This window comes from Ulvibacterium sp. (assembly GCF_965228935.1).
In the GTDB taxonomy this organism is placed as follows: domain Bacteria; phylum Bacteroidota; class Bacteroidia; order Flavobacteriales; family Flavobacteriaceae; genus Ulvibacterium.
The window spans coordinates 1,083,759-1,098,166 of the sequence record NZ_OZ245846.1; the positions used below are offsets into that span (position 1 = coordinate 1,083,759).

Annotated in this window: 13 protein-coding genes; 8 read left to right on the plus strand and 5 right to left on the minus strand. The window is 43.7% G+C overall.

Annotation, left to right across the window (positions count from 1 at the left end; genetic code table 11):
• Positions 1-339: 339 nt before the first annotated feature.
• From recA to ACO06Y_RS04685, 4 genes are all read left to right on the plus strand, one after another.
• Complete coding sequence (gene recA / locus ACO06Y_RS04670; protein ID WP_422082670.1) at positions 340-1,344, plus strand: recombinase RecA; 1,005 nt, start codon at positions 340-342, stop codon at positions 1,342-1,344.
• 165 nt (positions 1,345-1,509) lie between these two features.
• Positions 1,510-1,923: a hypothetical protein gene (locus ACO06Y_RS04675; RefSeq protein ID WP_422082671.1), complete on the plus strand. Its 414-nt coding sequence runs from the start codon at positions 1,510-1,512 to the stop codon at positions 1,921-1,923.
• 27 nt (positions 1,924-1,950) lie between these two features.
• Positions 1,951-2,520 carry an RNA polymerase sigma factor gene (locus ACO06Y_RS04680; protein ID WP_422082672.1) on the plus strand — a complete coding sequence of 190 codons (570 nt, stop codon included), beginning with the start codon at positions 1,951-1,953 and terminating at the stop codon, positions 2,518-2,520.
• Positions 2,521-2,579: 59 nt separating this feature from the next.
• Positions 2,580-4,157, plus strand: a complete 1,578-nt coding sequence (locus tag ACO06Y_RS04685; RefSeq protein ID WP_422082673.1) for an outer membrane beta-barrel protein — start codon at positions 2,580-2,582, stop codon at positions 4,155-4,157.
• 73 nt (positions 4,158-4,230) lie between these two features.
• On the opposite strand, the gene ACO06Y_RS04690 is transcribed toward ACO06Y_RS04685, so the two are convergent.
• Positions 4,231-4,965 (minus strand): lysophospholipid acyltransferase family protein, encoded by a 735-nt coding sequence (locus tag ACO06Y_RS04690; protein ID WP_422082674.1) that lies wholly within the window; start codon positions 4,963-4,965, stop codon positions 4,231-4,233.
• A gap of 73 nt (positions 4,966-5,038) precedes the next feature.
• Between ACO06Y_RS04690 and trpS the strand changes: the two genes are divergently transcribed.
• Together trpS and ACO06Y_RS04700 are read left to right on the plus strand one after the other, a co-directional pair.
• The gene (gene trpS / locus ACO06Y_RS04695; RefSeq protein ID WP_422082675.1) at positions 5,039-6,007 is read left to right on the plus strand and encodes a tryptophan--tRNA ligase; all 969 of its coding nucleotides are present in this window, start codon (positions 5,039-5,041) and stop codon (positions 6,005-6,007) included.
• 67 nt (positions 6,008-6,074) lie between these two features.
• The gene (locus ACO06Y_RS04700) at positions 6,075-8,591 is read left to right on the plus strand and encodes a TonB-dependent receptor (RefSeq protein ID WP_422082676.1); all 2,517 of its coding nucleotides are present in this window, start codon (positions 6,075-6,077) and stop codon (positions 8,589-8,591) included.
• Between the two features lie 170 nt (positions 8,592-8,761).
• On the opposite strand, the gene dprA is transcribed toward ACO06Y_RS04700, so the two are convergent.
• Positions 8,762-9,865: a DNA-processing protein DprA gene (gene dprA, locus ACO06Y_RS04705; protein ID WP_422082677.1), complete on the minus strand. Its 1,104-nt coding sequence runs from the start codon at positions 9,863-9,865 to the stop codon at positions 8,762-8,764.
• Between the two features lie 105 nt (positions 9,866-9,970).
• On the opposite strand from dprA, the gene ACO06Y_RS04710 reads away from it, so the two are divergent.
• Together ACO06Y_RS04710 and ACO06Y_RS04715 are read left to right on the plus strand one after the other, a co-directional pair.
• The gene (locus ACO06Y_RS04710) at positions 9,971-10,924 is read left to right on the plus strand and encodes an SPOR domain-containing protein (RefSeq protein ID WP_422082678.1); all 954 of its coding nucleotides are present in this window, start codon (positions 9,971-9,973) and stop codon (positions 10,922-10,924) included.
• Positions 10,925-11,002: 78 nt separating this feature from the next.
• Complete coding sequence (locus ACO06Y_RS04715) at positions 11,003-11,515, plus strand: acyl-CoA thioesterase (protein ID WP_422082679.1); 513 nt, start codon at positions 11,003-11,005, stop codon at positions 11,513-11,515.
• A 21-nt stretch (positions 11,516-11,536) separates the two neighbouring features.
• Here the strand turns inward: ACO06Y_RS04715 and ACO06Y_RS04720 are convergent, their stop codons facing one another.
• From ACO06Y_RS04720 to ACO06Y_RS04730, 3 genes are read right to left on the minus strand one after another with little or no spacing between them, the layout of a single operon-like run.
• Positions 11,537-12,373 (minus strand): aldo/keto reductase, encoded by an 837-nt coding sequence (locus tag ACO06Y_RS04720; protein WP_422082680.1) that lies wholly within the window; start codon positions 12,371-12,373, stop codon positions 11,537-11,539.
• 16 nt (positions 12,374-12,389) lie between these two features.
• The gene (locus tag ACO06Y_RS04725; RefSeq protein ID WP_422082681.1) at positions 12,390-13,565 is read right to left on the minus strand and encodes a murein hydrolase activator EnvC family protein; all 1,176 of its coding nucleotides are present in this window, start codon (positions 13,563-13,565) and stop codon (positions 12,390-12,392) included.
• A 43-nt stretch (positions 13,566-13,608) separates the two neighbouring features.
• Positions 13,609-14,406 (minus strand): DUF4292 domain-containing protein, encoded by a 798-nt coding sequence (locus ACO06Y_RS04730; RefSeq protein ID WP_422082682.1) that lies wholly within the window; start codon positions 14,404-14,406, stop codon positions 13,609-13,611.
• Between the last annotated feature and the right edge of the window lie 2 nt (positions 14,407-14,408).

Sequence of the window (14,408 nt, forward strand, 5' to 3'; positions counted from 1 at the left end):
ATATGGAAAACTCCAAGGCAATTGGAAAAGGCGTTGTCTGGAAACGGGTGGCGATGTCACCTATAAGGTTTCGCGATGCAACTATTTCATTCATAAAAAAGAGCCTTGAATTTATCAAGACTCTTCATTGGCCATCCCATTTTTCTTTTTCATAGCATTCTTTAAAAAAAATGCAAAAAAGGAAATGACCACCGCTGCCCATTGCCACTAAAAACAATGGTTTATATATTGAGTTAGTACCGCCTATTTAAAGCTAGATGCAGGTTTCCCAAAAAGGTTGCGTCCACATTGCGATATGCAAAAAGAAATGGTATTTTAGCGTCCTTAATCACAGATAATATGAGCTCCGAAAAAGATGCCAAATTAAAGGCCTTGAAACTTACCTTGGATAAACTGGACAAGACGTATGGTAAGGGCACCGTAATGAAAATGGGCGATAACGTCGTCGAGGAAGTTGAGGTAATTTCGTCCGGTTCCTTGGGCCTGGATATTGCTTTGGGCGTTGGGGGCTATCCACGGGGCAGGGTCATTGAAATCTACGGCCCGGAATCGTCAGGAAAGACCACCCTAACATTGCATGCCATAGCCGAAGCTCAAAAAAATGGCGGAATCGCTGCCTTTATAGATGCAGAACATGCCTTTGATCGTTTCTATGCCCAGAAATTAGGTGTAGATATTGACAACCTCATCATATCCCAACCGGATAATGGGGAGCAGGCCTTGGAGATTGCCGATAATCTTATCCGCTCGGGCGCCATTGACATCGTGATTGTGGATTCTGTTGCCGCACTTACCCCCAAAAGTGAAATTGAAGGCGAAATGGGGGATTCCAAAATGGGACTACACGCTAGACTGATGTCTCAGGCCTTGCGAAAATTGACGGGATCTATAAGCAAGACCCACTGTACGGTTATCTTTATCAATCAGTTACGGGAAAAAATCGGGGTCATGTTCGGTAACCCAGAGACTACCACCGGGGGTAATGCATTGAAGTTTTATGCTTCCGTCCGTTTGGATATCCGTAGATCCACCCAGATCAAGGATACCGATGGTTCGGTACAAGGAAATAAGACACGGGTAAAAGTGGTAAAGAACAAAGTGGCCCCACCTTTTAAGACGGCAGAGTTTGATATCATGTACGGCGAGGGAATTTCCAAGGTTGGGGAAATCATAGATTTGGGCGTAGAATATGAGATTATAAAAAAGAGTGGCTCATGGTTCAGCTATGGAGACACCAAATTGGGTCAAGGAAGGGACGCCGTAAAAACCCTACTTATGGATAATCCCGAACTTTTTGAAGAATTGGAAGGCAAAATACGGGAAGCGATAAACGCCTTGAAGTAGCATTCAATTTCTCTTTCCGGTAAAACCTTTAGGCTCCCTTTCTTTTAATGTATCTTGAACATACTGAAGCCGTAAGGCTGAATTATATGCAATTTTATCCGTCATAAGGCGTATTTACGCAACCTTTGCCTTTTCTTTACATCTTAGAAGAAAACCCAATTGCCAATGAAAAGGTATTTTTTAATTTTCTATTCCCTTTTGGCAGTGCTTGGTCTTAGCTCTTGCGATTTGGACGACGATAGCCCGAATTTTCATTTTACGGCCTTGCAGATTACAAGTGTGGAACTTCCCGAATCATTTGATCTCAATGGGACTTACGAAGTAAAGGTTACCTATGTAAGACCGGATGGCTGTACTTTTTTTGAAGGTTTTGACTTTGTCAAAGAAGATGTCACCGTCCGTAATGTGGTGGCTGTAGGTTCAGTACGGACAGATCAAGCCTGTACCGCAGCCATAGAGGAAGAGGAAGCCACATTTATATTTGTCGTACTATTCGATGAACCATACACTTTTAGATTTTGGCAAGGAACCGAAGACGGCATGGATGAGTATTTTGAAGTAGAAGTACCCGTTAATTAATAAAAGCAACATAATCTAACCAACATTTTGAGTCTGGAAGAACTCATAGCCAATTGTAAAAAGGGTAACAGGAAGGCACAAGAGCAGTTATATAGGAAGTATTCTGATATACTGTTCGGTATATGTCTTAAGTATTCCCGTAATAGGACTGAAGCGGAAGACAGTCTTCACGACAGTTTTATTACCATTTTTGACAAAATTGGTCAGTACCGATCCAAGGGCTCCTTTGAAGGTTGGATAAAGCGTATAACCGTGAACACCGTATTGCAAAAGTATCGTAAGGAGGAATACCTAAAAGTGGTCAATGAAAACATTGGCGAAGAAATAGAGTTCGAATCCGAGGGTTATGCGGATATCGGTTTACAGACCTTACTGAAATATATTCAAGAGCTCCCTAACAAATACAGGCTAACCTTTAATTTATATGTATTGGATGGCTATTCCCATAAAGAGATCAGTAAGCTTTTGGGAACGTCACCAGGAACATCAAAATCAAACCTTGCGCGTGCAAGGACCATTTTAAAAGAAAAAATTGAAACCGAAACGACCCGGTCAATAATCGGCATATTGATTATTGCATTAGTGGACACCCTATAAAGAAACTAGTTACCGGGTTCGGAAAAAGAAAACATGAACATTGCTTAAGTCATTGTAAAATGAGCAAAAAGAACTTAGACACATTGTTCCAAAGAAAATTCAAGGATTTCAAGGAAAAACCTGATGAGAAAGTCTGGGAATCCATTGAGGTTACATTGGACAAAAAGGAAAAATCCCGCAAACCGATTCCGCTATGGTGGAAACTGGGTGGGGTAGCCGCCGTATTGGCCCTACTTATGTATGTTATAAATCCATTGGGCGATAGTGCACCTGAACAGGATGCGATAATCACGGATACTGAAAATATTGATGAACGAGATGTGGAAAAGGGCAAAGAAAAAAAGGAGACCGAGTCCACCACTCCACAAGGTTCCGTTGAAATTGAAGTTGCGGATGTTGATACCAATGACGAAAAGGAAACCGTAGATCCAATCCATCAAACGGAGGATAAAATCCCAGCCGTCGCAAATACCCGGAAAGATGCTTCAGATTCTCGTTTGGATAAAATCAATACTAAAGGAGAAAATGGTCTCTTGCCGGAAAAGAATCGACAAGGCGAGGCTATTCAAATTGTCGATTCCCAAAAAGATGGGCAACAGAATGAGGCCGCTACGGATAAATTCCAACTTAATCCCAATCCTGTTCCCAGAAATGAGAGCGGAGCCGTTGCGGTTTCCGACACCGATTTGGAAAACGAAAAAGAGGAGGGGCCCGATGCGGACACCAATCCTACTAAAATATCGCCCAAGGACAATCTAGGGTATACATCGGATGAGGGTGTTGTGGAAACCGTAGAAGAGATCCCCAAGGAACCTGAGCTGGACAACGGGAAAAAATCAATTTTTGATGAAATTGAAAAGCAGCAGGAAGATGAAGCCATAGTGGAGGCTAAGAGTAGCAAATGGTCCGCAGGGCCCAGCATCGCGCCCGTCTATTACAACGCCATTGGTGAGGGTTCACCAGTGCATTCCATTTTCGTACCCAACTCAAAGTCGGGGGATATCAATTTAAGTTATGGTCTTACGGTCGCCTATGAAATCAATGATAGGTTAAGCATTCGTTCAGGGCTTCATAGGGTAGATTTTGGCTATGATACCAATGACGTGGAATTTTCCTCTTCCCTTCAGGCATCTGCCGAGGGGCAAATAGATAACATAAATTATACCGCGACTTCCAAAAACTTGGTGGTACAAAGCAAGGCAAACGGTGTTTCCAGTGCTGTGGCCGATCCGGAAGCAGCACTTTTGGACATTACGGCACAGGATCCAACACGAAATGGTACCATGTCCCAACAGTTCGGATATCTCGAAGTCCCAGTGGAACTCAACTACGCTCTCCTAGATCGGAAATTCGGTATAAATCTAATTGGCGGGGTAAGCTCTTTGTTCTTGGTGAATGATAATACCGTTTCCCTTACCTCGAACGGACTCACTACTGAAATGGGCGAGGCCAACAATATTAATAACGTAAACTTCAGTACCAATGTAGGTTTTGGTCTTAATTATAGATTTACACCTAAGTTACGATTTAACCTGGAACCTATTTTTAAATATCAACTGAATACCTTCTCAGAAACTGCTGGGGACTTCCGACCATTTTCGGTAGGTGTATATAGCGGATTGAGTTTTAAATTCTAATGATGTTGGTTAGGTAAGTCGTTGTACCCTCAACGACTGCTTATTCGCCTCGATAGCTTTGTCGGGGCGTTTTTCATTTTTGCAGATCCTTTAAAATCAAGCCCCTTACCTGTTCCCTTAAGTTCCCAGTATCCTCTTCGGTCAGCGCTCCAGTTTCCAAAAAGGAATGCACCTTTACCCGCAACGGGCCCGGGCTTCCACTAAAAAAGGTGAAAGGAAATCGTTTTTTGCTGTCAAAAAAGGTCATGGGTACTACAGGAATACTATGGGCAATGGCCATTTTGAAAGCCCCGTCCTTAAATTCATCCAAAATAACGTGTTCTTCGGGAACACCCCCTTCCGGAAAGATGCAAATACTAAGCCCTTGGTTTAAGCGCCGTTGTGCCCTTCTATAAACACCTGTCCTGCTCCGTGTATCATCGCGATCTACCATGATACAGACCCGTTTATAAAAAAATCCGAATAATGGAATTTTGACCAATTCCTTTTTGCCCACAAAAACAAAGGGGCTCGGACTTGTCCAAAGCATAAGCATAATATCCAACATACTGGTATGATTGGCCACGAGCATATAGCTTCTGCCTTTTTCCATTTGTTGTTCGCGGATTATTCGGGGCGGACAGCCCATACCATATAAGATGGGGGCAGCCCATAGATTTCGGGCCATCCAAAAAAATTGGGGATAGGTCCCTTCCGAGAAAGTGAATACTAGAAGGAACGGAAAAAATATAAAAATAGGAGTTGCCACCAAAATATAGAACCACATACGGTACAGCGTCTGGCCTATTTTTTTTAGTAACGTAAGCATACGGCCAAAAATAGCTATTTTGGCCTTGATTTTTCTGATTTCTTTTACCTTTGCCTTTCTTTGAACTCAGCTTATGGCGCGAATTTTAACAGGCATACAGAGTACGGGCACTCCACATTTGGGAAATATTCTTGGGGCAATTATTCCGGCTATAGAAATGGCCGCCGATCCCGATAATGAATCCTTTCTTTTTATTGCGGATATGCATTCGCTTACCCAGATAAAGGACGGAACCCAATTGCGCAACAATACCTATGCCACGGCAGCCGCTTGGATGGCCTTTGGGCTCGATGTGGAAAAAACGGTCTTTTATCGGCAAAGCGATGTGCCCCAAGTAACCGAGCTGGCATGGTATCTCAGTTGCTTTTTCCCTTACCAAAGATTGACCTTGGCCCATTCCTTTAAGGACAAGGCAAATCGATTGGAGGACGTGAATGTGGGCCTTTTTACCTATCCCATGTTGATGGCGGCGGATATCCTATTGTACGATGCCGACATCGTTCCGGTGGGGAAGGATCAATTACAACACCTTGAAATGACGCGGGATGTAGCTTCCCGGTTTCACGCCCAATTGGGGGAAACCTTTGTGTTGCCGGACGCCAAGGTCCAGGAAGAAACCATGTATGTTCCTGGTACGGATGGGGAAAAGATGAGCAAAAGCAAGGGTAACCTTATCGATATCTTTCAACCGGATAAAAAACTGCGCAAACAATTAATGGGTATTGTTACCGATAGCAAGGCGCTCGAAGAGCCCAAGGATCCTTCAACGGACAATGTATTCGCATTGTATAAAATATTGGCCAACGTAGAACAGATCGAGGAAATGAGCGCCAACTATCTGGCTGGCGATTATGGGTACGGGCATGCCAAACAAGCTTTGTTCGAACTTATTCTACAGAAATTCGAAGATGCCCGCGATAAATTCGAGTATTATATGGCCCATCTGGAAGAGGTGGACGAAGCCCTGGCACTTGGAGCTCAAAAGGCCAAAAAAGTGGCGGATGAAGTTTTGCACAGGGTCCGTGGGAAATTAGGGTATTAATTCGTATCTTAAAGCGTCCATCAGCGCTTTGATCATGATTCATAACTTCCTCCCCCGTACGAAGAAAATGCGACTCAGTTTTTTCGTTTCCCTTCTATTGCTGTTACTCCCGGGTTCCAATATCCATTCGCAACAGAGCAAAAACCCTTACCACGAAACCATATTGGAGGAATTACGAAATTATGCGGCCACCGGAGGACCGGAAAAAGTCTATGTTCAAACGGATAAGGAGTTTTATGGCCGTGGGGAGACCATTTGGTTTAAGGCTTATTTGGTAGATGGTGTAACCCATACCCAAAGCACCAAGAGCAAAATCGCTTATGTAGAGCTTTGGAACGAAAAGGATAGCCTAATCGCCCTAAGAAGACTCCATATTGAAGATTTTGGTGCGGCCGGGGATATCAAGATTAATGACAGTTTACAAGGGGGAATCTATACTTTAAGGGCCTATACCAAGTATATGCTGAACGAACAAGAGCCGCTCTTTTTCCATAAGCAAATTCCTATCTGGGATTCCCCAAAAATTGTGGCCAAACCAGAAAAGCCGACCGTGGAGGATGATATGGACAACTCCTTGTTATCGCCCATAATCCGACCGAACATCGAGTTTTTCCCCGAAGGAGGGTATTTGGTCAGCGGATTGGAAAACGTTACGGGCATAAAAGCCACGGATAAGAAAGGAAACGGCCTTGCATTACAGGGTAAGATATTGGATGAAAGCGGCAATCCCGTAGCTTTTTTCCGAACCTTTGATTTTGGGCTGGGGAACGCTAATTTTACCCCGGAGGCCGGGAAAAAGTATTACGCACGAATTGACAATGGGGAAATCGATGCATCGTTTCCCCTACCGAAGCCATTGGCCAAGGGTTATGTGCTCAATCTCAAAAACAAGGGAGACCATATTCTTATAAAGGTTACCTCCAATGATGAAAGGGGTTTACAAGGATTTTTCTTGTTGGGTCATCTTAGGGGAGAGATTATCTACAAGCATCACATTGAGAAGCCAAACGCCAAGGGCGATGCCATTTTCAAATTGTCCACGGATGGCCTCAAGGATGGTGTGGCACAATTTACTTTGTTCGCACGGGACGGGGAACCGCTCTGTGAACGTTTGGTCTTCCTGGATTCTCCAGATAATCTGGAACTTTCCATAAGCACGGAATTCATGGACTATGGCGTCCGTAAACCTGTATCCACTATGATAACGCTAAAGGACGAAACTGGGGCACCCGTCCAAGGCGAGCTTTCGGTAAGTGTGGTCAGCAGTACCAACGACCCAAAAAGGCATGCAGAAACGAATATTAAAAGTTGGTTGCTTTTGGATTCGGATCTGGGAGGTACCGTTCCGGATCCGGACTATTTTTTTGTGGACAACTCATCTTCCAGAAAACAGCTGTTGGATCTGTTGATGCTTACACATGGTTGGCGCAGATTCGTATGGAAGGATTTTCGGGATACCTTAACAACCAGGGTATTGGAACATGATCCAGAAAAAGGAATCGTAATACGGGGCACGACCACGGCATTCTACAACAGTAACAAATCGTTGAAGTCCCAGGTGAGGTTTACTATTTTGGATGAGGGGGCCTATCAAGAACAAAGCCCCACCAACTTCCAAGGAGAGTTCAGTTTTGGCCCGCTTATCTTTCAGGACAGTATTCAAGGAATCCTAGAGGCCTTTGCGCTGGGGAAAAAGAGAAAGCCGGAAGTGGCCATTTATATAGACTCTACGGTTTTTTCGGTCCCTTTTAGCCAACCTGTGAAGCGAAAGAGCACATTTGCACCCACCGGAAACGTTCAGGACTATCTCGAAACAGCATGGAAAAAGATGGAAACTGATTTCGCTTATAGTCCCAAAGTAACCCAGCTTCAGGAAGTTACCGTTATCGGAGAAAAAAGGACCAGGGCAAAGTTTATACGGGAAAAGGCCGACGAGATTACGCTACACGGCGAGCCCACCATGCGGTTGTTCACGGATTCCCTTCCAGGTCTCCTAGGAGCCAGTATGATGGATATGCTACGCAGAGTGCCCGGCGTACAGGTCTTTGGAACGTATCCCAACCAGTCCGCCATTTTACGACCTACAGGCTTCTTACGAGGAAGTGAGCCCATTTATATTGTAGATAGCGGTCCGACTCCTTGGGAATCTGCCAGATTTATGATGGCTAGTGAAGTTGAGTTCCTGGATGTCCTTAAGGGAGGTGCGGCGGCCATTTATGGCGGGCGCGGTGGTAATGGGGTTGTGGCCATTTACACAAAAGGTTCGTTGCTCATCCCACCGCCCGTCACCAAACGCTTTCCCGGGGTGGCCAGCTTTACCGTTTCCGGGGTCTATAAGGCCAGGGAATTCCATTCCCCTAATTATGCCGTTCCCAAAAAGGAACATGAAAAACCGGATTACCGCACCACCTTGCATTGGGAGCCCAAACTTCCTGTAGCAAAAAATAGTCCTCCTTCTTTTTCGTTCTATACAGGTGATAGTACTGGGGAATATATCATCAAGGTTGAGGGAATGACCCTAGACGGACAACCAGTTCAAAGGCTATCCCGATTTACCGTCAGCAAAGAAGGTTCCAAAATGTAAATGGACCAAAATTTTGATATACCAACCATAGGGTCGGTTCAATAGATTAATCTTTTGTTTTTTTGATTTACCTACTAGGTCATTAAACTGTATTTCATCGATAAATTGCCAAAAACTGTGACTCCAGCGTTTCTATATGTCGCTAAACAGACCCGTCGGTCCGTAGAATCTCAAATTGCCTCGAACAGTTTTCCGGGAAGGGGGCGTATTATTCCCTTCATTTCCATATTCAACAAGGTGGAGGAAACCTTGAAGATAGGTAGACTGCATTTCAGGGCAATGTTGTCCAACAACTGTTTGCCCTCTTTTTGTAGATAGGTATATATGATTTTTTCCGTTTCGTCCAACTCCGTAAAAAGTTGTTTTTGTATTGCTTTGGGCTCTTCTTTTTTCACTTCCCAACCCAATAGATAGACCAAATCCGCTGCCGAAGTAAGCATATGTGCCTTTTGTTGTTTGATCAAGTTATTGCAGCCCGAACTGAACTTGTCCCCTGCACGGCCAGGAACCGCAAAAACATCACGGTTATAACCATGTGCGATATCCGCCGTAACCAAACTACCTCCCTTTTCGGCAGACTCCACAACTACTGTTGCCTCGCTCATCCCGGCAATAATCCGATTACGCTTCAAAAAATTTTCGCGATCCGGGTTTTGGGAACTCCAAAATTCGGTAAGGAATCCACCGTTACTTTCAACATCGGCCATGTATTTGGAATGTATCTTGGGATAGATCTGGTTTAAACCATGTGCAAGGCAGCCAATAGTCTGCAATCCGTACTTCATGGCCGCTTTTTGGATACAAATATCTACTCCATAGGCGAAACCACTAACGATAATAGGGTCTAGGGGCGCGATATCGGCTACGAAGGCCTCGCAAAAGGCCATTCCGTAACTTGTTATGTTTCGTGTGCCCACAACACTAATTATTTTCCTGGCCTCCCAATCCAGATTACCCCTCATAAAAAGTAAAATGGGACTATCAATACAATGTTTCAGATATGACGGATAGCTCGAATCCATGAAGTAGGAATAGGATATATTATTTTCCTGTATAAATTCATATTCCGATAAAGCAGCTTCTAAATGTTCGGAATCGAACAGGCCCTTGAGCTTAGCCGAACCAATGCCATCAATCTTTTTTAAACGATGTAGCTTATCCTCAAAAACAGCTTCGGGGCTCCCACAATGCGCAATAAGCTTTTTGGCCGTGACATCTCCAATATAAGGGGCGTTCTGGAGACGGAGTACCGCAATCAATTCGCTATTAATCATTTACAAAGCCCTTTTAGTTATCCACAAAACACCTGAAATACAATGTTAATAAAAAGTTATGCAGGTGCTTTATAGGGCTATGATTTTTTTTAATATTTGTCCCATATGGCTTTGGAACACTATATAACCGAATTACTTTACCGATATAATTGTGTCGTTATTCCGGGCTTTGGGGCCTTTCTAACACAAACCAAATCTTCCGTTCTCGATACCGATACCCATACATTCCATCCGCCTACGAAAATGCTTTCCTTTAACGAACAGCTCACTTCCAATGACGGGCTTTTGGTTTCGTATATTTCCAAGGCTGAAAAGACTTCCTATGAATTGATGTCGCAAAAAGTGGGCCGCATTTCGGAGGAATGGAAAACCGGTTTGCGAAATAATGAAAAGCTGGAATTACCCCACATTGGGGAATTATGGTTGAACGAAAGCGGCAGGATTCAATTTCAACCTTCCCAACAAATCAATTACCTTACCTCCTCCTTCGGTTTTTCATCGTTCCCATCTTCGCCTGTATTAAGAGAAGACCTAAAGGAACGTGTTGTCGTTTTGGAAGAGAAAGTACCTTTTGCCTTTACTCCGGAAAAACGGAAAGAATATTCCTTTAGGCCCTATCTCAAATACGCGGCGGTATTTCTATTGGCACTTGCCACTGGATTAACGGGCTTTCGTTCGTATCAGGAAGCACGGAACCAAGAACAATTGGCACGGGAGGAAGCGCAGCAACAAGTTTCCAAGCGAATCCAAGAAGCTACTTTTTTTGGTAATAGACCCATGGAATTACCTACGTTTACCCTGGATGTTATCGCCAAAAAAGGCCTTAGAAGAGGAACACATCATGTTATTGCCGGTGCCTTTAGGGTCAGGTCCAATGCGGACAAGAAAATCCAGCAATTGAACCAGCTAGGTTTTGAAGCCTCCTATTTGGGCACGAATGACTTTGGCCTGCATATGGTAGCCTATAGTAGCCATGATGATCCCAAAGAAGCATTGAATGCCCTGAAACACGTTAGGCGGACACACTCCGGTGATGCTTGGTTAAAGTCCGTAAAATAAGTTCATAGTCCTTTCTCCCCCTTTAAATTGAATGTATCTTTGCCGAATAATTGGGCATACAGCCCTAAATTTTTTTAGATGCAGGCCAAAAAACCCTCTGAATCCCGAACCATAATGACCGATATGGTTCTCCCTAGTGAGACCAATCCTCTGAACAATCTTTTTGGAGGTGAATTGTTGGCCCGAATGGATAGGGCGGCCAGTATTGCCGCACGCCGTCATAGCAGGCGTATTACCGTTACGGCTTCGGTAAATCACGTTGCCTTTAATCAATCTGTTCCCTTGGGTAGTGTGCTTACCGTTGAGGCGGCCGTGTCCCGGGCCTTTACCACTTCGATGGAGGTTTACATTGATGTTTGGATGGAAGATCGCTATAACGGAAAGCGAAGTAAGGCCAATGAGGCCATCTATACCTTTGTCGCCGTGGATGAAACCGGAAAGCCTACCGAAGTACCTCCACTTGAACCGGAAACTCCATTGGAAAAGGAACGTTTTGATGCGGCATTACGGCGCAAACAACTCAGTTTGGTATTGGCTGGTAAAATGAAACCCAAGGAGGCTACTGAGTTGAGGGCTTTATTCATGGAATAGGTCCTTGGCCTATTAAAATCCCTAGAAGTCGAAATTATCAGGATCTGGACCGATACGTTCCCCTCGATCAAAACTATCTAAAAAAGCGACTTCATCCGCTGTAAGTTCAAAATCGAAAATTGCCGCATTGGTAAGAATTCGTTCCTTTTTGGCCGATTTGGGAATGGTGACCACGCCTTTCTGTAAATCCCACCTCAATATAATCTGAGCGGCAGATTTATTATATTTCCGTTCCAATTCCTTACATATGTCCAGCCTAAACAGTTTCCCTTGCATAAATGGGGACCATGCCTCGTATTGAATGTTTTTTGAAGCACAGAAATCGACCAAATCCTGTTGCACCAAATAGGGATGGAATTCCATTTGATTGACCATAGGTACAACTTCAGCGGTCTGTAACAGGTCTTCCAAATGATGCCGCAAAAAATTACTGACTCCTATGGCCTTGACCCTTCCCTCGGCATATAATTTTTCCATAGCACGCCAGGTATCCTTATAGCTTCCAGTAACCGGCCAATGCACCAGATATAGATCAAGGTATTTAAGTTGTAATCGTTTAAGACTGTCCTCAAAGGCTTTAAGTGTACTTTCATAACCTTGATCCGAGTTCCAGACCTTACTGACCACAAAAACCTCTTCCCTGGCCACTGAACTTTCCTGTATCCCTCGGCCCACACCTTCTTCATTTTTATAGACCGAGGCGGTATCCACATGGCGATAACCGGCATCCAATGCCCATCGGACAGCGTCAATGGCCTCCTGATCGTTATCGGACTGATACGTCCCCAATCCGAAATAGGGCATATGTACCCCGTTATGTAATTCAAAAGTTCCTTGTATATCGGTAATAGTGTTCATGAAAAGTGTTTTGATTTTATAGTCTATATACCCAATCCTCGGGATTTAACTTTGAGGTGTCCTTGTACAAATAGAATTTGAGACGGGTCTGTCCGTTGGACCGATTGGTATAAACCGTGCCCAATTCGGTTTTTGCCGCAACTTTGTCCCCTTTTCGAACAAAAAGATCGGAAAGGTTGTAATAGGTACTGATAAAATTGCCGTGTTTTATTTGAACCCCTTTGTTTCCACCTGGAACGGAAAGAATGGCAATAACCTCACCTTCAAAGATGGCCCTTGCCTTGGCTCCCTGTTCTGTAGTTATGATAACGCCATTGCTCTCATGCTTGATTCCGGGATAAACGGCGTCCTTATATATACCAAACCCTTGGCTCTTTATCCCCTTTTCAACGGGCCATATAAGCTTTCCCTTGTTGGCGGAAAAATTATTCGCCACTATGGTCGCTTCGGGGGTCAATACAAATTTGTTGAAGCTTTTACCAGTCTTGCCCGTTCTTTTATTGGACGCAGCAATCGCATTGCGTATCAGTTTTTCAATCTGTTTGTCAATTTTTCGGGCCTCCCGTTGTTTGCTTTCAATAGCAGCGGCATATTTGCTTTCATTCTTTCGAATAGAGCCCAAAAGCTCTTTTTGAGCCTTTATCTCCCGCATCAATTGATCTTTAGCCTTTCGGTTTTGTGCCAGAAGCACTTCCTTCACTTTCCGTTCTTCTGTAAGATCCTTGTTCAAACGGGTGAGTTCATCCGTTTTTTCGAGTATCATTTCTCCTTGTTCCCTACGATAATCGGTATATTGCTTCATATATTGCAACCGCTTGAAGGCCTGAAAGAAATTCTCCGCGGAAAGCAGGAACATCAAACGGTTCCGTTGGGCCCTGTTTTGATACGACTTTCGGATCATCGTACCATATTCCTCTTTTAAAGTTTGCAAATCGTCCTTAAGTTTGGCAATGTTCCGGATATTGGCATTGATCTTTCGATTCAACAAGTTGGATTGCTGATTGGTCACTTGAATCAACTGTTGGCGTACGTTGATTTTTTTGTCCAGAGCTTCCATTTGGTCCAAAACAGTTCCTCTCTGCTTCTTCTCGGCAAACAATAGGCGATTTATTTCCCGTATCTCATCCTGAAGCCTTTCGCGCTTCGCTTCCAACAGTTTCTGTTCATTGGTCTGGGCATTGGCCTGTACCATGCAGAAAAGCGAAAATACTACAAAACAAATCCTATATAGCCCCCTATATATCATTCTTGTTCAAAACTATTTCTGTAAACCCTTTTGGTATTTTATAGGGAAAGTTTAGCTGTTTATTGAATTCCATGTTTCGGTATTCAATATCAATACTATTCGTATGGGCACTATCAATAGCGGCTACCGTTATCCTTTTAGGTAAAATCCAAGCACTTACCTTTTGGTAGTCCTTATAATCTATTTCCAATATCCGCATTTTTGAAGGTTGGGACAATTGCTGGGCGGCCATCTTAAAATTTACAGGTTCTATTTGAAACAATATCCTAAAAATAGATAACGCTTGCTTGGGTTTAAGTTGGTAGTTGGCACGAGCAATGGAAACATCAAATTTTTCCTTACGCAAATCAAAAAGGGCATGGCCTAATAATAGGTTCTGAAGGTTATCAAAATTCAACTCGGTCCCCAACAGTTCACTTAGATATGAAAAATCGCCGTCAAAATACTCGTTTTGCAACTTGTTATAAAAGGAAACCCGAGTTGGCGTAATATATGCCTTTACCAAACCTAAAGGGGCGCTCATCCATATGGCCTTGTCCTTCTGTATCCGAAGGCTTACATTGACACTTTGTGTGGATTTCCCATCCGAGTAGTCTATTTTGGCCTTTCCGCTAAGCGTATTGAAATTTGTTTGGTTTTGATAATGCTTGCGGATAACGTTCTTTGCCGATAAATTTTCGTCAACGGAACCATCCCCCCCTACTTTGGCGGATTTGCAGGAAAGTAATAAACACAAAAACACCATAAAGCCTACCCCTGTTCGTGACCTCATCAGTTGCAAATCCATAG

Bases quoted from the DNA above. Each gene is read 5' to 3' on its own strand.
- recA (WP_422082670.1), top strand. From the start codon at position 340: ATGAGCTCCGAAAAAGATGCCAAATTAAAGGCCTTGAAACTTACCTTG.
- ACO06Y_RS04675 (WP_422082671.1), top strand. From the start codon at position 1,510: ATGAAAAGGTATTTTTTAATTTTCTATTCCCTTTTGGCAGTGCTTGGT.
- ACO06Y_RS04685 (WP_422082673.1), top strand. From the start codon at position 2,580: ATGAGCAAAAAGAACTTAGACACATTGTTCCAAAGAAAATTCAAGGAT.
- ACO06Y_RS04690 (WP_422082674.1), bottom strand. From the start codon at position 4,965: ATGCTTACGTTACTAAAAAAAATAGGCCAGACGCTGTACCGTATGTGG.
- trpS (WP_422082675.1), top strand. From the start codon at position 5,039: ATGGCGCGAATTTTAACAGGCATACAGAGTACGGGCACTCCACATTTG.
- ACO06Y_RS04700 (WP_422082676.1), top strand. From the start codon at position 6,075: ATGCGACTCAGTTTTTTCGTTTCCCTTCTATTGCTGTTACTCCCGGGT.
- dprA (WP_422082677.1), bottom strand. From the start codon at position 9,865: ATGATTAATAGCGAATTGATTGCGGTACTCCGTCTCCAGAACGCCCCT.
- ACO06Y_RS04710 (WP_422082678.1), top strand. From the start codon at position 9,971: ATGGCTTTGGAACACTATATAACCGAATTACTTTACCGATATAATTGT.
- ACO06Y_RS04715 (WP_422082679.1), top strand. From the start codon at position 11,003: ATGCAGGCCAAAAAACCCTCTGAATCCCGAACCATAATGACCGATATG.
- ACO06Y_RS04720 (WP_422082680.1), bottom strand. From the start codon at position 12,373: ATGAACACTATTACCGATATACAAGGAACTTTTGAATTACATAACGGG.
- ACO06Y_RS04725 (WP_422082681.1), bottom strand. From the start codon at position 13,565: ATGGTACAGGCCAATGCCCAGACCAATGAACAGAAACTGTTGGAAGCG.
- ACO06Y_RS04730 (WP_422082682.1), bottom strand. From the start codon at position 14,406: ATGGATTTGCAACTGATGAGGTCACGAACAGGGGTAGGCTTTATGGTG.